General features: G+C 32.8%; 23 protein-coding genes. 13 read left to right on the forward strand and 10 right to left on the reverse strand.

Going from position 1 to position 24,238, the window contains the following annotated elements; translation table 11 throughout:
* The first annotated feature begins 6 nt into the window (after window positions 1–6).
* Both ACFO3N_RS11205 and ACFO3N_RS11210 read left to right on the forward strand, forming a co-directional pair.
* Window positions 7–543, forward strand: coding sequence for a DUF6452 family protein (locus tag ACFO3N_RS11205; protein ID WP_379797758.1), 537 nt, complete (start codon window positions 7–9; stop codon window positions 541–543).
* Complete coding sequence (locus tag ACFO3N_RS11210) at window positions 515–1,360, forward strand: DUF6048 family protein (protein ID WP_379797760.1); 846 nt, start codon at window positions 515–517, stop codon at window positions 1,358–1,360. The genes ACFO3N_RS11205 and ACFO3N_RS11210 overlap by 29 nt, the downstream gene beginning before the upstream one ends.
* Window positions 1,361–1,543: 183 nt before the next feature.
* On the opposite strand, the gene ACFO3N_RS11215 is transcribed toward ACFO3N_RS11210, so the two are convergent.
* From ACFO3N_RS11215 to ACFO3N_RS11225, 3 genes are all read right to left on the reverse strand, one after another.
* Complete coding sequence (locus ACFO3N_RS11215) at window positions 1,544–2,236, reverse strand: aspartate/glutamate racemase family protein (RefSeq protein WP_379797762.1); 693 nt, start codon at window positions 2,234–2,236, stop codon at window positions 1,544–1,546.
* A gap of 12 nt (window positions 2,237–2,248) precedes the next feature.
* Window positions 2,249–2,485, reverse strand: coding sequence for a hypothetical protein (locus ACFO3N_RS11220; protein ID WP_095930948.1), 237 nt, complete (start codon window positions 2,483–2,485; stop codon window positions 2,249–2,251).
* Window positions 2,486–2,622: 137 nt separating this feature from the next.
* Window positions 2,623–3,780, reverse strand: coding sequence for a THUMP domain-containing class I SAM-dependent RNA methyltransferase (locus tag ACFO3N_RS11225; RefSeq protein ID WP_379797764.1), 1,158 nt, complete (start codon window positions 3,778–3,780; stop codon window positions 2,623–2,625).
* 137 nt (window positions 3,781–3,917) lie between these two features.
* Between ACFO3N_RS11225 and ACFO3N_RS11230 the strand changes: the two genes are divergently transcribed.
* Both ACFO3N_RS11230 and ACFO3N_RS11235 read left to right on the forward strand, forming a co-directional pair.
* On the forward strand, window positions 3,918–4,682 hold the full coding sequence (locus ACFO3N_RS11230) for a class I SAM-dependent methyltransferase (RefSeq protein WP_095930950.1): 765 nt from the start codon (window positions 3,918–3,920) through the stop codon (window positions 4,680–4,682).
* 81 nt (window positions 4,683–4,763) lie between these two features.
* Window positions 4,764–5,432 carry a ZIP family metal transporter gene (locus ACFO3N_RS11235; protein WP_095930951.1) on the forward strand — a complete coding sequence of 223 codons (669 nt, stop codon included), beginning with the start codon at window positions 4,764–4,766 and terminating at the stop codon, window positions 5,430–5,432.
* Between the two features lie 420 nt (window positions 5,433–5,852).
* On the opposite strand, the gene ACFO3N_RS11240 is transcribed toward ACFO3N_RS11235, so the two are convergent.
* Window positions 5,853–8,231, reverse strand: a complete 2,379-nt coding sequence (locus tag ACFO3N_RS11240; RefSeq protein ID WP_379797767.1) for a TonB-dependent receptor domain-containing protein — start codon at window positions 8,229–8,231, stop codon at window positions 5,853–5,855.
* A 156-nt stretch (window positions 8,232–8,387) separates the two neighbouring features.
* Complete coding sequence (locus ACFO3N_RS11245) at window positions 8,388–9,521, reverse strand: helix-turn-helix domain-containing protein (RefSeq protein ID WP_379797769.1); 1,134 nt, start codon at window positions 9,519–9,521, stop codon at window positions 8,388–8,390.
* Window positions 9,522–9,690: 169 nt separating this feature from the next.
* Here ACFO3N_RS11245 and murQ point away from each other — a divergent pair, with 169 nt between their 5' ends.
* From murQ to ACFO3N_RS11290, 9 genes are all read left to right on the forward strand, one after another.
* Entirely contained in the window at window positions 9,691–10,503 is an 813-nt protein-coding gene (gene murQ, locus ACFO3N_RS11250) for an N-acetylmuramic acid 6-phosphate etherase (RefSeq protein WP_379797771.1), read from the forward strand.
* A gap of 156 nt (window positions 10,504–10,659) precedes the next feature.
* Window positions 10,660–10,881, forward strand: a complete 222-nt coding sequence (locus ACFO3N_RS11255; RefSeq protein WP_095930955.1) for a DUF6095 family protein — start codon at window positions 10,660–10,662, stop codon at window positions 10,879–10,881.
* A gap of 30 nt (window positions 10,882–10,911) precedes the next feature.
* On the forward strand, window positions 10,912–11,484 hold the full coding sequence (locus ACFO3N_RS11260; RefSeq protein WP_379797773.1) for a pentapeptide repeat-containing protein: 573 nt from the start codon (window positions 10,912–10,914) through the stop codon (window positions 11,482–11,484).
* A 2-nt stretch (window positions 11,485–11,486) separates the two neighbouring features.
* Window positions 11,487–12,062: a DUF1572 family protein gene (locus ACFO3N_RS11265; protein WP_379797775.1), complete on the forward strand. Its 576-nt coding sequence runs from the start codon at window positions 11,487–11,489 to the stop codon at window positions 12,060–12,062.
* A gap of 85 nt (window positions 12,063–12,147) precedes the next feature.
* The gene (locus ACFO3N_RS11270; protein ID WP_250835502.1) at window positions 12,148–12,519 is read left to right on the forward strand and encodes a DNA topoisomerase IV; all 372 of its coding nucleotides are present in this window, start codon (window positions 12,148–12,150) and stop codon (window positions 12,517–12,519) included.
* A 183-nt stretch (window positions 12,520–12,702) separates the two neighbouring features.
* Window positions 12,703–14,622: a DUF294 nucleotidyltransferase-like domain-containing protein gene (locus ACFO3N_RS11275; RefSeq protein ID WP_379797777.1), complete on the forward strand. Its 1,920-nt coding sequence runs from the start codon at window positions 12,703–12,705 to the stop codon at window positions 14,620–14,622.
* A 2-nt stretch (window positions 14,623–14,624) separates the two neighbouring features.
* Window positions 14,625–15,257, forward strand: coding sequence for a 3'-5' exonuclease (locus tag ACFO3N_RS11280; protein ID WP_379797779.1), 633 nt, complete (start codon window positions 14,625–14,627; stop codon window positions 15,255–15,257).
* Window positions 15,258–15,415: 158 nt separating this feature from the next.
* The gene (locus ACFO3N_RS11285) at window positions 15,416–16,891 is read left to right on the forward strand and encodes a PhoX family protein (RefSeq protein ID WP_379797781.1); all 1,476 of its coding nucleotides are present in this window, start codon (window positions 15,416–15,418) and stop codon (window positions 16,889–16,891) included.
* Between the two features lie 68 nt (window positions 16,892–16,959).
* Window positions 16,960–18,744, forward strand: a complete 1,785-nt coding sequence (locus ACFO3N_RS11290; RefSeq protein ID WP_379797783.1) for a cytochrome-c peroxidase — start codon at window positions 16,960–16,962, stop codon at window positions 18,742–18,744.
* A 61-nt stretch (window positions 18,745–18,805) separates the two neighbouring features.
* Here ACFO3N_RS11290 and ACFO3N_RS11295 read toward each other — a convergent pair whose 3' ends face one another.
* The 5 genes from ACFO3N_RS11295 to ACFO3N_RS11315 all read right to left on the reverse strand — a co-directional run bounded on the left by ACFO3N_RS11295 (window position 18,806) and on the right by ACFO3N_RS11315 (window position 24,238).
* The gene (locus ACFO3N_RS11295) at window positions 18,806–20,647 is read right to left on the reverse strand and encodes a type VI secretion system baseplate subunit TssF (protein ID WP_379797785.1); all 1,842 of its coding nucleotides are present in this window, start codon (window positions 20,645–20,647) and stop codon (window positions 18,806–18,808) included.
* Between the two features lie 139 nt (window positions 20,648–20,786).
* Window positions 20,787–21,254, reverse strand: a complete 468-nt coding sequence (locus ACFO3N_RS11300) for a hypothetical protein (protein WP_379797787.1) — start codon at window positions 21,252–21,254, stop codon at window positions 20,787–20,789.
* Window positions 21,255–21,281: 27 nt separating this feature from the next.
* Window positions 21,282–21,416 (reverse strand): hypothetical protein, encoded by a 135-nt coding sequence (locus ACFO3N_RS11305; protein WP_379797789.1) that lies wholly within the window; start codon window positions 21,414–21,416, stop codon window positions 21,282–21,284.
* Window positions 21,417–22,429: 1,013 nt separating this feature from the next.
* Entirely contained in the window at window positions 22,430–22,705 is a 276-nt protein-coding gene (locus tag ACFO3N_RS11310; protein ID WP_379797792.1) for a hypothetical protein, read from the reverse strand.
* A gap of 210 nt (window positions 22,706–22,915) precedes the next feature.
* Entirely contained in the window at window positions 22,916–24,238 is a 1,323-nt protein-coding gene (locus ACFO3N_RS11315) for a hypothetical protein (protein WP_379797794.1), read from the reverse strand.

Genomic DNA, 24,238 nt, shown 5'->3' on the forward strand with positions numbered 1-24,238 from the left:
AAATACATGAAAAAATTAATCTCTCTTTTACTGCTCTTCACTTTCGGCTTATCTAGCTGCGAGAAAGATGACATCTGCGATGCCAATACACCAACTACACCAAGATTGGTTATGACATTTTATGATATTTCTAGTCCGACGAAAACAAAAAATGTTACCAACTTAAAAGTTATTGGTGACGGAATGGAAGAAGGGATTGTTTTTAATGAGAGTCTTGCAGAAGATGACTCATTGAGATATGTAACAAGCGGAAGTACGGTATCAATCCCGTTAAAGGTCAATGATACTACAGCAACCTTTAAGTTTATTTACAGCTCGTTAAGCACCACAGCCATCAATACAGATGTTATTAAATTTAACTATAACACGCAAAATGCATACGTTTCGAGAGCTTGTGGCTTTAAAACTATTTTTCAGCTAAAAAATATTCTGCCTTTTGTACATACTGATCCAGACGGAGATACGTTTTGGATGACCGAAGTTGATTTAGAAAACCCTAACATTGAATCTGAAAATGAAACACACATTAAAGTTTATTTCTAGTCTTTCATTATTGTTTTCAATGTTTTTAGGTTATGCGCAGGATGTTCCTGAGATTTCTAAAAATTTGAAGGACACAGTAGCGACTAAAAAGCCAAAAACAGAAACTGTAAAAACGGCAAAACCAGAAATTCAGGAAGCTCAAGCCCTAAAAGATAGCGTTGTAAAAACAGACCGTTACGGACTTCGTGTTGGTGTTGATTTGTATAAACTTACTCGTGGTCTTTATGACAAAGATTATAAAGGAGTAGAATTTGTTGGAGACTGGCGATTAACCAAAAAGTATTTCTTAGCGGCAGAATTAGGCTACGAAGATAAAACTACAGAAGATGACCGTTTGACTTCTTCTGCTAACGGAACTTATATAAAAGCAGGTTTTGACTATAATTTTTATCAAAACTGGCTTGATATGGAAAACCTTATCACGATAGGACTACGTGGCGGATTTAGTAGTTTTGCGCAAGAATTGCATAGCTATAAGATCTATAACCCGAATCCGTATTGGGGAGAATTACCTCCAATAGCAACAGACAATAAATATAGCGGCCTTACCGCTACTTGGATCGAAGTTGCATTAGGACTAAAAGCCCAAGTTGTGAAAAATGTATTTGTTGGTTTCGGTGTTCAGCTTAAACTTCTGACTTCTAATAAAGAACCAAATAATTTTGAAAACCTTTATATTCCAGGTTTTAACAGAACTTATGATGGAAGTTTTGGAATTGGTTTCAACTACACAGTTTCCTACTTTATTCCAATTTACAAGAAAAAAACAATGGCATCTGAAACAGTAAAAAAAGAAGAGCCTAAAAAGAAAAAATAGTTTTTTTTAAGGTTCTAAGATGCTAAGATTCTAAGATGCTAAGTTTCTGAGATGCTAAGTTTCTAAGACTCTAAGATACTAAGTTTAAAAAAAAGCGGTAAATTCAACTTGAATTTACCGCTTTTTTATGTTGTTAAGATTAAAAACTTAGAACCTTAGCATCTCAGAATCTTAGCATCTTTTTTAAGTTAACTGAAAATTAATCGCTGCTTGTGTATGTATTAAAGTTGTATCAAAAATAGGGACAATTAAATCTCCTTCTTTTATTACTAGCGGAATTTCGGTGCATCCTAAAATAATGCCTTCTGCTCCATTTTTGATTAATTCATTTGCAATTTCAAGATAACGCTTTTTCGTTTCTTCAGTTGCAATTCCCCTTCCCAATTCTTCGAAAATGGTGTAATGAATAAAATCTTTGTCAGCTTCGCTTATTGGTATTATTGCTTCAATTCCTTTTTGAGCAAGTTTATCTTTAAAGAAATCCAATTCCATTGTGAATTTTGTTCCCAGCAAACCGACTTTTTTCAAGTCTTTTTTCTGAATTGCAATTGCTGTTTCTTCAGCAATATGAATAAGCGGAAGTCCAATAGCTTGCTGCAGTTTGTCTGCAATTAAATGCATCGTATTGGCACATAAAACAATAGCTTCTGCCCCACCCGATTTTAAAACTTCTGCCGCTTTTAGCAACATATTAAAAGTCGAATCCCAGTCGTTGGCATCATTATTCTTTTTAATATCAGCATAATTAAAAGAGTAGATTAGACATTCAGAGAAATTTAGTCCGCCGAGTTTTTCATTAATTCCTTTATTAATTAAAGTATAATAATCAGATGTAGAAACCCAGCTGATTCCTCCAATAAGTCCAATTTTCCTCATATATTTTCCAAATTATCCGATTTCTTTAATTCCTTTTATAAAAAGCCATTTCATAAAAAGCTTTTCACCGTCTTTAGTTCTTACCGCCTGAAATTTAGGTCCAATAATAGTTCCTATTACAAATGCCGTCATCGGAATCCAGATTCCAGTTAATCCCGTGTAAGCCGCAATCAAATATCTAAATAAAAGAAATAAAATTGCAAAAGCAGCCAATTGGTATAAAAAAGCGCGTAGTTGTAGTTTTGACATTTTTTTTTGAGTTGCCAAGGTTCTGAGAGGCTAAGATGCTAAGTTTTTTTCCTTGCAACTTATATTCTTAGAAACTTGATATTTATTTAAAATTATTCTTTTTCCCATTTTGCTAAAACTCTTAGCATCTTAGAGACTTAGACTTGAAATTTCGTTCTCTTACTTCCTTCGTACATTTCGTATTTTACCAAACGTGCTTCAAGGCTTCCGTTAAAAAGTTTGATTTTTCTGGAAGGTTTTAATCCTACGAATTTTAAGGCTTCTAGGTTGGCTGTAATAAACCAAGCATTTGTTCTTGGATAATTTTTCTTTAAAGTATCTCCAATGCTGGCGTAGAATTTTTCCATTTGAATATCTAAACGCTCATCGTAAGGCGGATTGAAAACAATATGCAGTTTACCTTCTGTTTCTTTTTCTGTATCAAAAAAGTTCTCTTCGTAAATCTTAATATAATCTTCTAAATTAGCATTTCTAATATTGTCTTTCGCTTTGCTTACAGCACTTGGGGCTTTATCAAAACCTTTAATTGTATAATGAAACTCTCTAGTTTTTTTCATTAAACTATCAACAATCATATCAAACAAATCATTGTCCCAATCTTTCCATTTTTCAAAAGCAAACTCTTTTCTGTTAATGTTTGCTGGAATATTGCAGGCAATCATAGCTGCTTCTGCCAAGAAAGTTCCAGAACCGCACATAGGATCCAAGAAATCACTTTGACCATCCCAACCAGACAATAAAAGAATTCCAGCTGCCAAAACCTCATTAATAGGCGCAATATTAGTAGCCGTTCTGTAACCACGCTGATGAAGCGAAGCTCCAGAAGTATCTAAAGAAACCGAAACCTGATCTTTGTCAATATGAATATTTATACGCAAATCTGGATACTGTTTATCAATACTTGGACGCTGTCCTGTTCTTTCTCTAAACTGATCTACGATCGCATCTTTACATTTCTGAGAAATAAATTCAGAATGATTGAAATAAGTCGAATGCACCGTGCTATCAATCACAAAAGTCTGATTCGCATTTAAGTATTTAGACCAGTTTATACCCAAAATTCCTTTGTACAAAGCCTGTTCATTATTAGCTCTAAAAGAATAAATTGGCTTTAAAACTTTAAGGGCAGTACGCAAAGACAAGTTGGCTTTGTACATAAAACCTTTGTCTCCTTTAAAGCTTACCATTCTCACACCTTTTTCAACATCTTGAGCGCCAAGTGTGCGTAATTCTTTTTCTAGTATTTCTTCAAAGCCAAAAAAACATTTGGCAATCATTTTAAAATTTTCTTCCATTTCTTTTTCAATTAAAAAAAGCTAATCGCTATAACATTTTATTATACTGTTATAAATAGGTATCGAAGCGAAATAGTTATTTTTCGGCAAAAATACACTAAATTTGCCGGACTTTTGAATTAATTGAAATAGAATAAATGTCTGTAAAACATAACGCACCAATCCAAAATCAAGAAGATGACAATCAAAACTGGTATTCTTCGTGGTTTGACACGCCATATTATCATATTCTTTACAAGGATCGTAATTATCGTGAAGCTCAGGTTTTCATGGACAATTTAACGCATTATCTCAACTTGCCCGAGAAAGCCAAAGTATTGGATTTAGCGTGCGGAAAAGGCCGTCATTCTATTTATTTAAATCAATTAGGCTACGATGTTTTAGGCGCAGATTTGTCTGAAAACAGCATCGCCGAAGCTAGCAAAAACAGCAATGAAACCCTTCATTTTAAAGTGCACGACATGCGCGAGCCTTTTGAAGAAAAGTTTGATGCTATTTTCAATCTTTTTACCAGTTTTGGCTATTTTGAAAGCGACGAAGACAATCTGACCACTTTAAAAGCAATTAAAGAAAGCTTATCAGAATACGGTTTTGCTGTAATCGATTTCATGAATGTACCCAACGTTATTGAAAATCTTGTTCCCGAAGAAGTAAAAACAGTTGACGAAATAGATTTTCACATCAAAAGATATGTCGAAGACGGGCATATTTTCAAAGAAATTGATTTTGAAGACCAAGGCAGAAAATATCATTTTACAGAAAAAGTAAAAGCACTAACTTTGAAAGACTTTCAGGATTTAATGGACGAGGCTGGAATTTTTCTTTTAGACATTTTTGGAGACTACAAACTCAAAAAATTCCATAAAACCGAAAGCGAAAGATTAATCATGATTTTTAAGTAAATTAGTTAATCATTTATTTGTTGAACCGTTTAATCGGTAAGCAAAAAACGATTAAACAAATCAACGGTTAAACAAATACAAATGAACTATTTATTACCCTTATTTTCTGTACTTTTAGGATATGGCGTGGCTTTATTTATAAAACCAGAAAACAAAAATAATTTAAAATTACTACTCGCATTTAGCGGTTCTTTTTTATTATCTTTAACCGTAATGCATCTTCTTCCAGATGTTTACGAATCGCACAATCATAATATCGGAATCTTTATAATGGTCGGAATTTTATTCCAGATCGTACTTGAATTTTTCTCAAAAGGTGCCGAACATGGACACGTTCACGGTCACGCAAAAATGTCTCAAATTCCATGGCTTTTATTTATCAGCCTTTGTATTCACGCCTTTTTAGAAGGGTTTCCAGTAAGCCATCATCATGGTTTAGCAGTAGGAATTGCCATTCATCATCTGCCAATTGCGGTTATCTTAACCACATTTTTCATCAATGCAGATTTAAACAAAAAAGCCATTTTTGCCTTCATGCTGACGTTTGCCATCATGACGCCACTCGGAACTGTAGCTTCAGAATATTTACCCTTTTTAAGTAAATATTACACCGAAATAACAGCAATCGTAATAGGTATTTTATTCCACATCTCCTCAACAATCATTTTTGAAAGCAGCGAAGGACATAAATTCAATATTGCCAAAGTTTCTATGATAGTTCTAGGAATTTTGTTGGCATTCTTTTTATAATCATCTGGGCGTGCCCAAATTTACAAAAGGCGCAATTTAACAAACCGCTTACGTGCGCCTTTCGCAAATTCGGTCGGGCTATCCGCATTACTTCGGTAATTTGCTCCTATCCCTCACGCAAGAAAAAGTTTCATGTTTCAGGTTTCAAGTTTCAGGTTTACTTTCGCATTTCAGGCTGAGCGGAATCGAAGTCTTTTGTTAGTTGCCCTTCGACTTCGCTCAGGGTGACATTAGTTTGTTTCAGGTTTCAGGTTTTACTCTCGCGTGTCAGGCTGAGCGGAGTCGAAGCTCTTTTGTTAGTTGCCCTTCGACTTCGCTCAGGCTGGCATTAGTTGTTTCAGGTTTCAGGTTTCAGGTTTCAAGTTTTACTCGCGTGTCAGGCTGAGCGAAGTCGAAGCCCAATGAAAATTATCTAATTCCTTAATTCCCCACCCTCTTCTTCTCGTCCTGATTTCCGAAAGCACGCTCCTTCACATTAATCTTTTTATTTCCGAAATTGTAAACCAAAGACAAACGCACAAAACGATTACTTTCATTTTGGCTATAAACCTGTTTTACTCCATTTACAACCGAAGTGAAATCTTTCAAATAAGAAGTATTAAAAATATCATTGGCCAAAAATGCAATCTGAAGCGTTTTATTCAACAAATCCTGTTTAAAACCAATATCAAAACTTGAAACATAACCAATCTCATACAAACCACTTTTAAAAGGCGAACTATAATTAAAATCAATTTGAAGTTTAGTGCTTTTTCCTAATACAAAAGTATTATTCGTCGTAAAATCAATCTGTAAACTATTTGATGGCGTTGCATTAATATCTTTTATAAACTCCGTTTGAGCGCCTAAAAAGTACAAACTATTTTCACTCTGCCACCAATCTGTAAAAGTGCCCGAATAAGTTTCTCCAACACCGTAATTTATACTTTTAAAATAATTTTCACGCGTTACAATCTGTGTATTCGTTTCTGGGTTTGAAGTAAACAAAACGCCATAACCATTTGAAACTAAATTCACAAAAACGCTGGTTCTCAAAATTTCTTTATATGAATGAGCAAACTCAAAATTATCACTAAATGAAGGTTTTAAAAACGGATTTCCTTCAGAATAACTGTTACTATTAATATAAACTCTAAACGGATTCAGCAAATCAAAACGTGGTCGGTTGATTCTTTTTCCATAATTCAAACTAAAAGTATTGTTCTCGTTTTTCTTGTACGAAGCATAAAAAGTTGGAAACAACTTCAAATAATCATTTACATTTTCCTGATTCATGGTTTCAGAGAATCCGCTTGTTTGTGTGTTCTCCAATCGTAAACCCATTTGCAGATTCCATTTTTCATTTAGTTTTTTATCCCCGTTAATGTAAAACGCCTGATTATTTTCAGTGTATTTAAATTGATTTGACTGACTAGGATCTAATTCTGGAGTGCCAGTAATAGTATTGTAAAAAACCACATCGCTGATGCTATTGGTAAAACTCATTTTTGCCCCATAAGACAAATTAAAAGTTTCAAACGGATGTTCCATATCTGCCTTAAAACTCCAGTTATCAATATCTTGATTGGAAATATTTCTTCCCGCCTGATTGACATCAATAAATTCCATATCTGGATTAAAATTGTTCGCTATAAAATCTCTATCAAATTTTGAGTTGTAATTGAAATAATCCACATCAAAGGATAATTTCTTTTTCGAATCAAATTTGGTAATCAAATGCGCATTATAAGTCTGATTTTTAGAACCTTTATCTGTAAAACTTTTATTCAATGTAACCTGCTGTAATTCGTTTTGCGTATTGTACTTTTCAATTCTAATATCCGATCCAAAATCAGGATTATTTCTGTCATTCATAAACTGAAAACCAATTGTTGTACGTTCAGACAAATCATAGTCTAATGCCAATTTTCCAGAAAAATTCTCATTTTTAACTTTTGTATCGGCATCCATTGTAGAAAGTCCATCAGGAAAATACATATATAAATTCTCTATAGCATTTTTATAACCTGTTTTACCATTCACGCTTGCCGAAAATCTAAACTTATTTTTGCTATAGAAAAAATTATCTCTCAAAGTGTAAATTCCATATTTATTCTGGTCGTAAGAAACTGTAATCGAATTTTTCCACGAATCGCGGACTCCTTTTTTCATAATGATATTAATAAGTCCACCTGTTCCATCTGCTTCATATTTTGCGGGCGGATTGCTTATAACTTCAATATTTTTGATATCTGCTGCCGAAATTGATTTCAAGAAATTGTTCAGTTCTTCGCCAGTCAATTCAATTAAACGTCCGTCGATCATGACGCGCGAAGTTCCCTTTCCTAAAATGGTTATTACATCATTTTTCACTACAACTCCAGGCGCAGTATTAATGGCACTTAAAGCGTCTCCTCCAACATTTGTAACATTGTTTTCTAGATTATAAACCAAACGATCTGTTTTCTGTTCAATAGTTTTCTTTTTAGACTGAACCACAACTTCAACTAATTTGGTTTCGTTTTCTTTTAAAATAATAGTTCCTAAATCGGTGTTTTTTTCTAATGAAATTTCTTTTTCATAATCGGCAAAACCCAAAAGACTGATTTCAATTTTATAAGAGTCATTTTTTAGGTTGATTTCAAAAGAACCATCTTCTTTAGTCGTAGTTCCATCAATAATTTTCCCTTCTTTATTTAATATTGAAATTTCAGCCCATTCTAAAGATTTCGTTTCACTAGCGACTCTTCCTTTTAGTGTTGATTGTGCTAAACAAAATAAAGGCAATAGTAAAAAGACTAGGAGATTTAATTTTTTCATGATTTCTAATTTTAACTTGTTCGATTAATTTGAAGCAAAGTTGCCTTAGAAAATCTTCCTACGCGACCGACAAAAAAAGTCGAACCATTTTCTCAAATAGAAATTGGTTCGACTTTATATAGGCAAGGCGTTCGACTTTTTACAAACCCTTTATTTTTAGCTATTTCTGTAGGCTGTTGGGGTTAAATTGGTATATTTTTTAAATGAAGTATTAAAAGAAGATTTGGAGTTAAAACCAACTTCGTACAATATTTCTAGAACAGTTAATTGATTTTTTGATTGATCTCTTAAAATTTGCATGGCTTTTTGAATGCGATATTCGTTCACAAAATCAAAAAAATGCTGATCGATATGGTGGTTAATTAAAATAGATAAATCGCGAACAGGAATACTAATCTGGTTGGCCAATTCCTGAATAGTAAGCGACGGATCGAGAAATGGTTCTTTCTCAGTCATATATTGTTTTAAAGTACTAATTTGTGCATTGATCAAATCATTTTGCTGGTTTACAGCTTCTGGCTTTTCATCAATTTCTGGCAAAATATCTTTTGTTAATACTAATTTAGAATTTACACCTCTAAAAAGTTCTGGATATTTTAAAGCTTTCATTATAAACCAGCACGTTATAAATAAAGCTATAGTTCCAACAAGGACATTTGCCCACAAAAAAACTTCTTTGAAACCACTATACCTCAATATATTTTTTGAAAGTACAATAGAATGTGCAACAAGAAACACGCATGTCATTTGAAAAAGCCATTTATAAGTAGAAACGCTCGGATTGGCGTAGTTTTCTAGATAAATTTCTTTGTATTTCTTCAAGATCAAAAATACACTTACGATATAAAAAACGTACTGAAATTCTATTAAAATCTGTATAAAATAGATCTCAGACATTTCATTTAAAGGACCTATAAAGTTGCCATTTACAATACTTAAATATATTCTTGGTATAAAAATTAAATTGACTATTACAAAAGGAAGCAAATGAATGAGATGTTTCCATTTTAACTTAAAGTCTGAATAACATACAGATAAAACATACAAATAAAATGATGGCATTCCCAGTAAACAGAAAGTTGCTCTAAAAATTTCTAAATTTCTGTGATCTTCTGTATACAGATACATAAAAAAACCGCTAAGATCAATTGCCGAAAAAATAAAGAACAAAGCAAACAAGCGGTTTGCCAGTTTATTTTCTGTTTTAACGGTTAGCAGAAAAAATGCCATTAATAAGGAAACGAAAACAGAAATTCGAGCAATTCCCTGTAGTAAATCTAATTGATCCATCTATCTTTTTATATTAGACAAATATAATATTTTCGTTTTTGTAACAAAGCCACAATAAAACCGTCTTTAGAGAGAAAAAAATAGAAGAAAAAAAATGATTTTAAATCTCTGAGACTTTGCAAGATTGAAATAAAATATATTAATTTTGACGAGTCTAAATAACGATAAAATGACATTTACGAAAACTACTGAACAAGCCTCAAAATATGAACATTTAGAGAAGATGTCTGTTCATGAATTGTTATCTAATATAAACCAGGAAGATAAAACTGTACCTTATGCAGTCGAAAAAGCTTTACCACAAATAGAAGCTTTGATTCCGCAGATAGTCGACAAATTAAAACTTGGCGGCAGATTGTTTTATATTGGAGCAGGAACTTCTGGCCGACTTGGTGTTGTTGATGCTTCTGAATGTCCGCCCACTTTTGGCGTTCCTTTCGACTTAGTAAATGGCATTATTGCAGGTGGCGACACAGCAATTAGACGTGCAGTAGAAAACGCAGAAGATAATCCTACACAAGCTTGGATTGATCTTCAAAACCATAAAATCGATTCTAATGATGTTGTGATCGGAATTGCTGCTTCGGGAACAACTCCGTATGTTATCGGCGGATTAGAAACTTGTAACCAAAACAATATTATCACCGGTTGTATTACTTGTAATGCAGGAAGTCCGTTGGCACTGACGGCGCAATTTCCTATTGAGGTTGTAGTTGGACCAGAATTTGTAACAGGAAGCTCAAGAATGAAAGCTGGAACTGCACAAAAACTGGTTTTAAACATGATTTCGACTGCAGCTATGATTAAGTTAGGAAAAGTAAGAGGAAACAAAATGGTCGATATGCAGTTAAGCAATGTAAAGCTGGTTGATCGTGGTGTAAAAATGATTATGGATGAAATTTCAGTTTCGTATGACGAAGCGTCTGAATTATTGAAAAAATATGGCAGCGTAAGAAATGCTGTCGACAATTATAAAAATTAAAAAGTTTTATTGTCGTTTAACCGCAAAGTTCGCAAGGTTTTTGTCCAAAACTTTGCGAACTTTGTCATTATAAAAATATAGCATATAAAAAACTTAGCGTACTTTGCGATTAAATACAAGCCAACAGCTTGCAACCTTAAAATTGAAACAAAAAAGATGGCAACAAATAAAGAATTACTAAAAAAAGGAGTGAAATATTTATCAGGCGCGCTGCCTTTAATGTTTCTTGGCCCAACATTGATTTATAATGCTTTTATGAATCAGCATACCAACTGGCATTATCTTGTTTTAGGAATCGGAATTGTGGCTTGCCTGAGTTCTATGCTTTTGATCTTTTTGGGTTTGAAAATTATTATGAAAGGTATATTTAACGATTAAGAACTGAAACCCTAAATTTCAAAAACACTTATGGAAGCTCTAATTCACATTCAGAAAACATTTGAGAAAATTGTTTATATTGATAAGAAAATAAACAATCGCGAGTTTGAAGATTGTGTTTTTAAAAACTGCGACTTTTCTAACAGCAATTTCAATTCTAATACCTTTCTTGACTGCGAGTTTATTGATTGTAATTTATCAATGACAAGTTTGGCAGGAACAAGTTTAAAGAACGTCACTTTTAAAAACTGTAAACTTCTCGGAATTGCATTTAACGAATGTGACGATTTTCTATTCCAGGTTTATTTTGATGAATGCGTTCTCGATTATGCATTGTTTTCAAACAAAAAAATGCCAAAAACTAAGTTCATTAATTCTTCTGTTCGCGAAGTAACTTTTATTGGAACCAATTTAACGAGTTCCGTTTTTGATAATTGCGATCTTGATGGAGCTATTTTTAATGAAACACAATTAGCATCGGTCAATTTTAAAACCGCTTACAATTACAAAATCGATCCAGAATTTAATCCGATGAAAAAAGCACAATTTTCTACAGAAGGAATTGTCGGATTATTAGATAAATATGATATCAAAATCGTTTAGTTATGAGTGCCGATCAATCTTATTTAGAAAGCGTTAAAAAGCAGTTTTTGTATTATAAAATGCTTGGCGAAAAAGCAATGGATCAACTTGAACCAGATCAGCTTTTTATTTCGGTAAATGAAGATACCAACAGCATTGCTACAATAATAAAACACATTTCGGGCAATATGCTGTCCCGCTGGACTGATTTTCTTACAACAGATGGTGAAAAAGAATGGCGCAACAGAGATTCTGAATTTGAAAATGATTTACAATCTAAAGATGAAGTTCTTGAACTGTGGAATAAAGGATGGAATTGTCTCGAAAATGCTATTGAAAGCTTACAACCCAATCAGCTTTCGGACATTATTTATATTAGAAATGAAGGCCATACGGTTATAGAAGCTATAAATCGACAATTGGCACATTATCCGTATCATGTCGGACAGATTGTTTTTTATGCCAAACAGCTGAAAAACAGTGAATGGAATAGTTTATCGATTCCGAAAAACAAATCGGGAAATTATAATGCTGAAAAGTTTGCCAAAGAAAAAGAAATCAAGAACTTTACCGATGATGAGTTAAAAAGATTGAAATGACCCGTTTGTCAGTCTGAGCGAAGTCGAAGACCTTTTTGTGACATAAAAATGAAATCTCTAGCTCTAAAAAAACAACTTAATTAAAATGAAAAAAATAGCATTCTTATTCCCTTTTCTAGCTTTAGTTTCATGCTATAATGCAGAACACAATTGCAAGGATTTTAAAACCGGAAAATTCAAATTTGAAACAGATGTCAATGGCGTAAAAAAAACAACTTACTTTGAACGTAAAGACGATATTGAAATTGAAACTTACGAAGGAAAAACCGATACTGCTACAATACGTTGGGTAAGTGACTGTGAGTACGTGTTGCAAAAGAAACATCCTAAAAATATGGCTGAAGAAAAAGCAATCAGCATGAAGATTTTAAATACTTCTAAAGATTCTTATACTTTCGAATTTGGCTTGGTTGGTTCTGAAGAAAAACAGCGAGGAACGGTTTATAAAGTTGATTAAATAATAAAGGCTCCAATTTTGGAGCTTTTTTTATGCCACAAAGGCACAAAGTCTCCAAGTTTTTTTATTCTCATTTTTTAAACTTTGCAACTCTGAATCTTTATCCCTCTGTAACTAAAAAAACAAACGTGTTTCTTTTACATTTCTATTTTAAATAGTACATTAGAACTCTAATCTAACCAAATGAAAAATACCATTTCGCAGAGAGTTGCCGATTTTTTAAAGAATTATCCGCCGTTTAATTTTCTTCATCAGAGAGATTTAGAAAAGCTTTCTGAACAGATTTCTATTATTTATAAAGAAAAAGATGCTGTCATTTTTGCTGAAAATGACAAAACCCACGATTCTTTTTATGTGGTTCATAAAGGCGCTGTTGCACTTAAAAAAAGCACTAAAAATACCGTTTTAGATATGTGCGATGAAGGCGATATTTTTGGATTGCGTCCGTTATTGGCACAAGAAAATTATATCATGGAAGCGGTCGCTCACGAAGAAAGCATTTTGTACGCCATTCCTATTGCAGTTTTTAAACCTTATGCACTCGAGAATAGAAATGTTGGTAATTTCTTGATTGAAAGTTATGCTTCGAATACTCGAAATCCTTATTCAGACATTCATAAAGATAAATTATATGGTGATGATCAATTAAATGAAAATCTGCATTCGAGCAATCATTCTTTTGACTTGGCACCCATAAAATATTCTAAAAAAATAGTTACCTGCAGTCCGTCAACCACTGTTAAGGAAGTAGCGAAGATTATGAATAAAAAGAAAGTCGGTGCTATTTTGATTGTTGATGAAATGCTTCCGATTGGTATTTTGACAGATAAAGATCTTCGAAATAAAATCGTTACAGGAGATTTTCCAATTACAACTACTGCCGAAACGATAATGACTAAACCTGTTATTACGTATCCTAAAAAAATGACGGTTACTGAGGCGCAAATGGCCATGATGAAAAGCAATATCAGCCATTTGTGTTTGACGAAAGATGGAACGGTAAATACAAAAGCGGTTGGAATTTTATCGAAACACGACGTTATGGTTGCGCTCGGAAACAATCCTGCAGTTTTAATTAAAGCCTTAAAACGAACTAAAAAAATTAAGGAAATAAAACCTATTCGTAATCGTATTATGCAGTTATTACAAGGTTATTTGGATCAAAATATTCCGATGACTTTGATTACTAAAATCATTACCGAACTTAACGAAGCCTGCACCACTCGTGTTATTGAGATTTGCTTAGAAAAAATGAGCAGTCCGCCGCCTGTGAAATTTGCTTGGCTCGCGCTTGGAAGCCAAGGTCGTGGCGAACAAATGTTACATACCGATCAAGATAATGCCATTGTTTATGAAAATGTTAATGAAGTTTTTAGAGAAGAAACTAAAATCTATTTTCTAAAATTTGCCGGACTTGTCAATAAAGGGCTTTTTGAAATTGGATACGATTATTGTCCTGCCGAAATGATGGCTTCAAACCCAAAATGGTGCATGAGTGTAGACGAATGGAAAAGCAATGTGCATCATTGGATTACAAATCCGGGGAAAAATGAGGTCTTATTGTCCTTTATTTTCTTTGATTATAGTTTAACTTACGGAGATACCGAAGTAGCAAATCAATTGTCTGATTATATTTTTGAAGATTTAAAAGCAAATCCTATTTTTTATATGCATTTGGTGAGTGGAGCTCTGCAAAGCCCTTCTCCTACGGGTTTCTTTAGACAGTTTTTGGTGGAGCAAGATGGCGCAAACAAAGATAATTTTGATATTAAACGAAGAGCTTTAATGCCATTAACCGATGCTGCACGCGTTTTAATTTTATCACACTCAATAAAATCGATTAGCAATACAGCAGAGCGCTTTGAGAAATTAGCAGAACTGGAACCTAACAATAGAGAATTGTATTTATCGTGCTCCTATTCGTTCAAAGCTTTATTAAAATTTAGAACCAAGCAGGGTCTTCTGCATCATGATTCTGGTCAGTTTATCGAATTGGAATCTTTGACCAAAATGGAAAAAATTAAGCTGAAACGCACTTTTAAAACCATTAAGGAACTTCAGGAACTTATTTCGGTGCGTTTTAATATCTCAAATCTAGTATAATAATGAGTTTATTTAATTTTTGGAAAAAAGAAGAGAATAATCTATTCGATGAAAATATTACGATTGAAGAAACTCGTTTTGTGGTTTTGGATACCGAAACAACTGGTTTTGATTATGAAAATGACCGTATTCTATGCATTGGCGCACTAGTTCTTCAAAACGGAATTATTAATGTTCAGGAAAGTTTTGAAGTATATTTAGAACAAGATCATTACGATAAATCGACCGCTCAGATTCATGGTATTTTAAAAGATTTACTAATTAAACGTCCTACTGAAATGGAGGCATTACAGCAGTTTCTAGATTTTCTAGGAGACTCCATTATCATTGCGCATCATACTATTTTTGATGTTACAATGATTAATAAAGCTTTAGAAAGAAACGGACTTCCTCTTTTAACGAACAAAACCTTAGACACGGCATATTTGTATAAAAAGACTTTAATTCAATCTCATTTATTTGAACGAAAGGATCATTACACCTTAGATGATCTTGCAGACAAATTTGATATTTCTAAGAAAGATCGCCACACAGCACTGGGCGATGCCTACATCACTGCCATTGCTTTTCTTAAGATTGTAAAGAAATTGAGAGAGAAAAAAGCAATTAATTTAAATCAGCTTTTCAAACCTTAAGATTTTTTTATGAATCTTAACTTTACATTTAAGCACTATAATTTACCATTTAATAATACTAGACTTATAAAAATTAGCAAAAAAGAAAAATAGCCATAACCTGTATTTTGTTTTTGAAAGATAGCTTTGTCGTAATCAAAAAAAACACAAAAACAATTATGAAAGCTAACTTTTTAAAATCAATTACCTTGCTTGGAATTGCAGGCCTTTCTGTAATAAGCTGCCAAAATGACGACAAAGATTCGAATAGTGTAAATGCTAGTATCGATTTTACTTCGCATTCAAAAGTGCCACCTTTTGTTTATCCAATGACAGGTTTTGAAAATCTAAAAATCAGTACTTTAATTGCTAGTACAGATGTTCTTCCAGAATCTCCTTCTTTTGTTTATGGTGCACAGCCTGATGGAGCTGGATTAATGAAAGATCCAAATGGCAATGGATATATCTTGATTACCAACCACGAAATTCTGCAATCTGTATCAAGAGTTTATTTAGACAAAACTTTCAAACCAGTAAAAGGTGACTATATTGTTGATGGCGTTGGTGGTTTAACTCGTTTGTGTTCTGCTACATTGGCAACTCCAGAAATTCACGGATTTGGACCAATCTTCTTAACTGCTGGAGAAAGCGGACAAGAAAGTATGGTGCACGGAATCAATCCGTTGGGACAATCTTCAGATAAAGCAAGAAAAGATAGAGTTTTACCCGCTTTAGGAAAAGCGAGTATGGAAAACGCTGTTCCGCTTCCTAAAGAAGCTTATCCAGGAAAAACCGTAATTCTAATTGGTGAAGATCAATCTTACGCAACTTCACACGTAAGTGCTGGACAATTAATTATGTATGTGAGTACTGTTGGTGATTTGTCTAACGGAAAATTATATGCCTTAAAAAGAACTGATGGAAATCAAGTTGAAACGGATATCAAATTAAATAGCAGTTATCCTGTTGAATTTGTTGAAATTCCAAATGCAAAAAACCTTACTGGCGCTGTTATCAATACAACTGTTAACGACTTAAAAGCGATTCGTTTTTCTAGAGTTGAAGACGTAGATTACAGAAAAGGAAGCGCAAGCAACAATAGAGAAGTTTATTTTACTGCTACAGGTCAAGCAACTAACAATGCTCCTGTTGACGGTTACACAATGTGGGGAAGAGTTTACAAAGTGAAACTAGATGCTGCAAATCCGTTAAAAGGAACTTTAGAATTAGCCGTTGAAGGTGACAGTACTCCAGGAACTGGAATTATTAACCCAGATAACTTATGTGTAACAGAGAACTACGTTTACATTCAAGAAGATGGTGACAGCTACTATGCCGATGCTAAACACGATTCATATATCTGGCAATATAGTATTGCTACAAAGCAAAACAAACCTTGGTTAAATATGAACCACAAAAGAACCGATGCGGCTTGGAATACTTTATACAACCAAACTGGCGAAATGAGATTAGGAAGCTGGGAGTTTGGTGCTATGGAAGATATTTCAGATATCATTGGTGTTCCAGATACTTTTACCGTAAACATTCATCCGCACACATGGCAAAGTGATGCATTCAAAAATGCAGACGGTTCAGGAACTCAAACCAACAAAGAGGGAGGACAAACTGTAATTATCAGAAACGTACAGAGATAATAATTTCAGTCAAAATCTATTAACAACCCTTATTTTTCGATAAGGGTTGTTGCTATTAAAACACTATTATGAAATTAAAATATTTTTCATTTCTATTTTTAGCACTTTGTTTGTTCTTTTCGTGTCAAAAAAATGAAACCTCTAAAACAACAATCAAACAGAATCTTCTTGTTGACTTAAACAAATTAAGCAATGAAATTACCCAATTTCAAAAGCTGGTAGACCGTGATGCTTCTCCAAAAGAAATTGTAGAACAGTTTAAAAAATCACGTTTGTTGTATAAAAAAGCGGAATGGGCAATTGAATATTTTATTCCCGAAACGGCTCGTTTTATGAATGGTCCAGCCTTGGATGAAATGGAACTGGAAGAAAACAGATCTTTTGAGCCACATGGTTTTCAAGTAATCGAAGAAATGATTTATCCTGAATATAAAATCGAGGATAAAGAAAATGTCATAAGAGAATTGAATATTTTTCAATCTAACATAAAGCAGCTGAAAACCACATTTGAAGTAATCACTATTTCTGACGATTATGTTTTGGATGCACTTGAACAGAATATATTTCGTGTTATTGCTTTAGGAATTACAGGTTTTGATAGTCCAATTTTACAATCTTCAATTCCTGAAGCCGGAGAAAGTTTATTATCAATTTCTAAACCTCTTGAAATCATTAATTCCGATAATAAAGCATTAGCCGATTTAAAGAAATTAATCGCAGAAGCACAGCAATATTGTAAAGAAAACAATAATTTCAATGCTTTTGACCGAGCCTTTTTTATAACAGAATATTTGAATCCGATTTCGAAAAAAATTAAAACTTTTCAGAAAGAAGAAAACATTAAAAACGTTAAGAAAACAAGTCCTTTAAAACCCGAAATTGAAACATTGTTTGATAAAGATGCTTTTGATGTAAATGCGTTTGTACTTTCTAAAGATTACAATTATACCACAGATAAAGCCAAACTGGGAGAAAAACTATTCTATGACACCAGCCTCTCCAAAAATAACGACAGAAGCTGCGCAAGTTGCCATCATCCAGAAAAAGCATTTACAGATGGTTTAAAAACAAACGTTTCCTTAACAGGGTCTAATCTTGCAAGAAACACACCTACTCTTACGTACGCTTCTTTACAAAATGCTCAATTTTGGGATATGCGTCAATTAGATTTAGAAAAACAAAGTGTCGACGTAATTCAGAACAAAGATGAAATGCATGGTTCAATGGATGCTATTCACGCTAAAATTCTATTGAATGCAGCATATATCAGCCTTTTCAAAAAAGCATATCCAAAAACTTCAAAACCCGAAGCTTGGCAGATTCAAAATGCTATTGCGAGTTATGTGCGTTCTTTAAACGCCTTCGATTCAAGATTTGACGAATACATGAGAGGAAACAAAAATGTTCTGAACAATCAGGAAATAGAAGGAATGAATCTTTTCATGGGAAAAGCAAAATGTGCAACCTGTCACTTTACGCCTTTGTTTAACGGAACCGTTCCTCCGAGTTATTCAAAAAGCGAAAATGAAGTTATTGGAACTCCTCAAGATGTTTCCGGTAAGAAATTGAGCGTAGATCAAGGACGGTATTTATACAATAAAATGCCTCAATTGGTTGGCGCTTTCAAAACTCCAACAGTTCGAAATGCAGCTGTAACAGCTCCCTATATGCACAATGGTGTTTTTAAAACTTTAGAAGAAGTCGTTGATTTTTACAATAAAGGAGGCGGTCAAGGTTTAGGCTACGAAGTCGAAAATCAAACGCTCCCTTTTGATGAACTAAAGCTGACTAAAATGGAAGAAAAAGCACTCGTAGCTTTTATGAAAACACTTACAGATAAGAAATACCAGTAAAAACCAAAATAGATTTCAGTAAATCAAAAACGCCAGAACTTTAAGTTTCTGGCGTTTTGTTTTATTCGTTTTCTATAAAAAGGCGGTACGGAAATACATTTGAGGATCTGTTTTTTAAGTTCTTCATAAAACTCTCACACAAATAATCCCATTCTGTTGCCGATAGATACTCTTTCTCAATCGGATTTACTTTTAAATGAATATCGACCGTTCGGCTAAAACCTGCTTTTACCGAAATCTCTTTTCGAGTTCCTTTCTCTATTTTAATATCTAAAATACAGCTTTTAAAATGATTAAATCCAAACGCCTTTATATCTGCAAACGTCACAATTCTACCGCGCGTTAGCAAAGCATTACGGTATGCTAAAATTCTATCTTTATTATTTTGTTTGTTCATTCCGCCAACAGTATTGGTAATCAGTACGGCTTCTTTACTTACAAACTGCATATCTTCTTTGGTTTCTAAAACAGTTCCTGCTTTTATATCATTTCCTTCTTCTGCACAAGTAGACCAATAATGTATTGAAAATGATTTCCCTAAAGATTCATCAAACTTTGGTTTAATCATTAAATAAGGATCATTATTTTTAGAAAAACTACTTTCTTTAGCCTGCTGCTCTACAGAAGCCAAAAGCTGATTAATTTCAACCAAAGAACTGTTCATAAAGTCTTTTCCTAAACCTGCAAAAGAAGAACTTTCATCTTTTAAAAGATCTAATACGTTCTGAAGCAGTTCTGATGCACTTCTAGAATCAAATCTAGAAACTCCACCCGTTCTTAATACTGCATTTCCTTCTTCAATAACACCATCTTTAAATTCTTTTATTTCGTAATGATTATTGAATCCATCGACAACAGTATCAACATCCAAATAGATATTATTGTCTGTTTCCAAAGCAATGTACGACAAGAAATTACCAAGTGTTTTATTTATAATGTGCTTCTTTTTGTTAATTACTGGAAAGCAATTTGCGGTAAAAGAAACATTATCTAATATTTGAGGAATTAAAGATTCTGGAAAAACCATTTTCACCCAAATAATAGGATTATCATTTCTATTTGTTATCGCTTCAAAACATTTGTATTCTTCACCATATTCTCTAATAGGCTTATGTTTTAATGCTCCTTTTAGCGTGTAAAAGTTATCAAAATAAAACTCATTTACCTCCTGCATTATCTCGCTCAAATGTGTATAATTGCGGTTTATAATGCTTTCTATATCAATGTTATTTATAGGAACATTATATCCTTCTTCTACCATGATTTGTACATCATCCTGAAAACACTTCATTTGTTTCAAGTAGTAATGAAACATTTCTTTCTGATGCGTGTTCTTAATATCGATGTACAGCATTAAATCTTCCAAATCCAGTGCTTTTGGATTTTTTAATTCAATTCCCATAAACACAATACCAGAAGGAAGAGAATGTTTATAATCACGAATCGCATCTTTATAAAAAAGATTCGAAATTTCGAATAAGTTTCTCTCGTAAGCAATATACTTTACCTCAGCAGACGCTAATTTTACTTCTAATGTCGGCGAAAGTGCAATTTCTTTGGTTATTGGGGCTAACGGATTGTAAATATTATGAATTCTTCGACTTGCCGACATTTGATTCTGCAATGAAACTTTCATATTATTATCTATTGGCAAAGCATGCAAAATGGCTCTTGCTGGCTTTACTCCCGCCGTAACTTCTGGAAACATAATTTCTAGAACTCTTTCTACAACTCTTGTTTTAGAGTCTTCAAGTTCATGGGCTACTTTCTCCAGTTCGTAAGACAATGCATTAAGCATCATTGATACAACAGGATCGAAAGATGTTTCCATCTCAACATCTGAAAAGCCCCATGACCTAGCTGCTCTTTTTAGCACTCTGTCTTTTATTCGATCTTGTCTCATTGTGTTGTTTTAATTCTGTTTTTGTAATTGGCTTGTAATTTTTGTAGGATACCCCGCTATAGTTCGAGCGTCTCTCTCGTAAGTGTTAATTCCCGCAAGCGTCCGCTCGTGATAACTTCTCTTGATAAATCATCAAAACTTATAGCTCATCGAAATCAACTATAATAATATTATTACCTTGATCTTCTATTTTTTTGTTATTGATTGTCGATGTACAATACCGGCAAACTCTAATTTTTCTATGACTTTGATCAAATCCTTCCTCAATCAGATTAGAGAAATTGTGTATTTTGATTATCTCATCTTTAACATTAATTATTAAGGTATCCTTCAATAATATTTTCTCTGATATACCGATATTATAATTATTTGCATACAAATAATCTTGTAAATCTTCTTTGATATATTTAACATTTCTGTTTTTAACATAAATCTTAAGATGTTTTAAATCTTTCTCTGAATACTTCTTTGAAAAGTTTTTAAAAGATATCCAAAAGCCTTCTCCTCCGGCCACGTAAGTATTGCAGTTATTAGCTTCTTGCGTGTTGCAACTAAACAAAACAAGAAAAAATATCAATAATATTCTATTTAACTTTAATGTATCCATTATAATTTGCCATAAAAATGATGCATTTTAAAAATCTTTTCCTAGAAAAATCTCATTATAGCCGTAAAAATTATAAACTTTACCATTTATTGTTGCATTGAGAATACCGCAATGAAAATTACCTTTATCCTGTCCTGCATTTGACGCCGTTTTTGAAATCATAAATTTTATATATTTTATCTTTTAGCAAAATAGTTAAAGTATCTTCAACTAGAATCTTCGAATCTATATAAAAATTGAGATTACTTAAAGTATCTATTTTATAATCATATTCTTTATTATTTGATGCTTTAATCTTAATTTCTTTTAGACTCAAATTTTTAAAATGTGGATCTAACCTTATCCATACCCTTTCCCCATTAGCAACATATTCAGAAGAGCTACACTTATTTGCATTTCGATAATCTCCTGCTCGCGCGAGCGTCTCGTTCGTGCACCCAATTTAGTTATTCTTAATAAATATCACGAGCGAGATACTCTAGCCTGCGAGAGAAATACATCTAATTTTTCACATTAAAATGATTAATTACTCACTTTATCTTTTACAATCCACTACCTAATACATATATGTAAAGCGTTATTTTCGTAATGAGAAACACAATCATCATTAAAAAAAATAACCAAACTCTTTTGGGTTTATTTTTAAAGAATAATCCTATTAGACAAATAGGTATTTGAATTATTTCTAAAAAAGCTCCGTATATAAAAAATATAAAACTTATGGAGAAATTTATTATTTCAAACTTTATAGAAACAACATAAATAAAGAATAAGATAAATACTATTAAGTTTATATATAGATTAATTTTCCAAAATAATTTCATGGTATCTCTTGTTTAATTTTACCCGATAGCGCGGATTTGCAATCCGTGCCCGCAACAGTTTGACAGAATAAAGATCACTAAAACAAATTATAAACAATTCTTTGTGGGCACGGATTACAAATCCAAGCGATAGTTTCGGAGATAAATCTGCGCGATCGGGTTATCCCACGCTGGTGCAAGCGTCTCGCTCATGAGTTCAATTAAGTTATTCTTACAAATATCACGAGCGAGATGCTCATATTATGGAGAGGCTTAGTTTTTTACAACATCAATTCTTCCTGTTTCAGAATCGATCTTTGCTAAATATGCTAAGTGAGGATTTTCAACCCCTCTCTTTTCTACTGGTAAAGATCATAGAATGTTAATTCTGGATCCGTCGTGAATAGTTTGTCCTTCCTGATTATCTACTCTATAATACAATAAAAAACAACCTATAAAATGTTCTCCATATGCATATTCAGCCTCGTTTTCAAACCCATGAATGTATATAGATTTGTTATTACTAAATGTTATTTTTAAACTGTCAGTGGTATATAATTTATGCTGTTTTGGTTTTATTTCAACATTACCATTTTTTTTTGTATAGTTCAATTCTCCAAAAACTTGACCTTTCCTTATTACCTGCATTGTCATTTTCTCTTTAGTCATTTTTTCATATCTTTTACTAAAAATTAATGACAAGTCTCCGTTTCTTAAATTAACGATTGTATCATTTGTACAATTTGTGCAAATTTCAGATTTTATGTTATTTTGTCTACGATCCATTAAATATATATACAATCCAATTGCCAAAATAAAAAGTACAAACCAAAATATTTTTTTCCTCATTCCTTTTATTTATTTTAACTTGATATAGCCATTATAATTATTCATAAAATGATTCGATGTTATTTTCTTTCTTAAATATTTAGAACTACCAAATGGATCAGTCCCCCAAGTATAAACATTGAAATCTATTTCATCTTGATTTGCCCCAAAAAGTCCAGGCTTATAATTCCAAGTAATTGGAGATTCTAATACAACCCAATGCAAGTCTAAAGAGGAAATATCCCAAACGTCGTCAATTAAATCAGAGTCTATCATTAATATTAATCTATACCCAGAACTTAATTGTTTATTTATATCGTTAATTTTATTTTCAACATCCAATGTTGTATAAGCCAAAGACTTTACAGGATTGTAAACACCTTTAGAATGAACATCTTTGAAGCCTAATAATTTTTCACTTAAAGTAGTCATTAATGGCGGCCAATTAATTGCCTGAAATTCTTCATCTCCTCCTTTGTAACTTGAATTATCCGTATTCCTTGTACTGGCCATTGTGATATAATCTACAAATGGCATACCATTAGCGCCTGTATTCGGAATTATTTGTTTTATTTTGCTACCATTTTTTATAATTTTAATGTTTTTATCTAAAACTTCAATACTTGGCTTTACTGTATAACTATTAACAGTAGCAACTCCAGTTCTAAAAAGTTGCTTTGCAAATTTTTTATATGTGTCTGGCTGTTCTTTAGCAAACAAATAAAATATACATGCCATACCACACAAAGAAGTTCCCGACTGGTTAATTAACCAAGGTTTACCATTGTCTGTACGGTCAGTTATTTCGTCTTCAACAAACATTCTATCAAACCATCTAAAACGATTATGTTTCCATTCTTTATATTCACCTTCTTTCTCTGGATCTTTTATATATGCTCGGACATAAACAAAACGTCCGCACATATCTTCATCATTCATCGTTATTGTTACTGAATCTCCTTTTGTTGAAAGAGGTATTTCCAACCACTTATTTTGTGATAAACTATGGTACTTAATCATCCATTTTATATCTCTGATATTTGCTGGAGGACTTTTAACATAACTCTTTACTTTAAAATGATATGCTTTCCCAAAAATCATTCCGAGCTGAGTAGTTCCTGACCTATCATTCTTAGACCCCAGATCCAAAGCTGTCAAAAGCTCAATTTCCTTTACAGCTTCATTAACTATTTGTACAGGCAAATCTTTAGGTTCTCCGTGAGTAATACCTGTATCACTTGTTAAACTAACTGATGTACCAGAATTATAAACAATATTACCGTCAGAATAAATATTGTGATCTCCTCCTGTAGTTTTGGTTATAGTACCTCCAACTATTCTTACTCTACTCAT

The organism is Flavobacterium chungangensis, assembly GCF_042654045.1.
GTDB lineage: Bacteria > Bacteroidota > Bacteroidia > Flavobacteriales > Flavobacteriaceae > Flavobacterium > Flavobacterium chungangensis.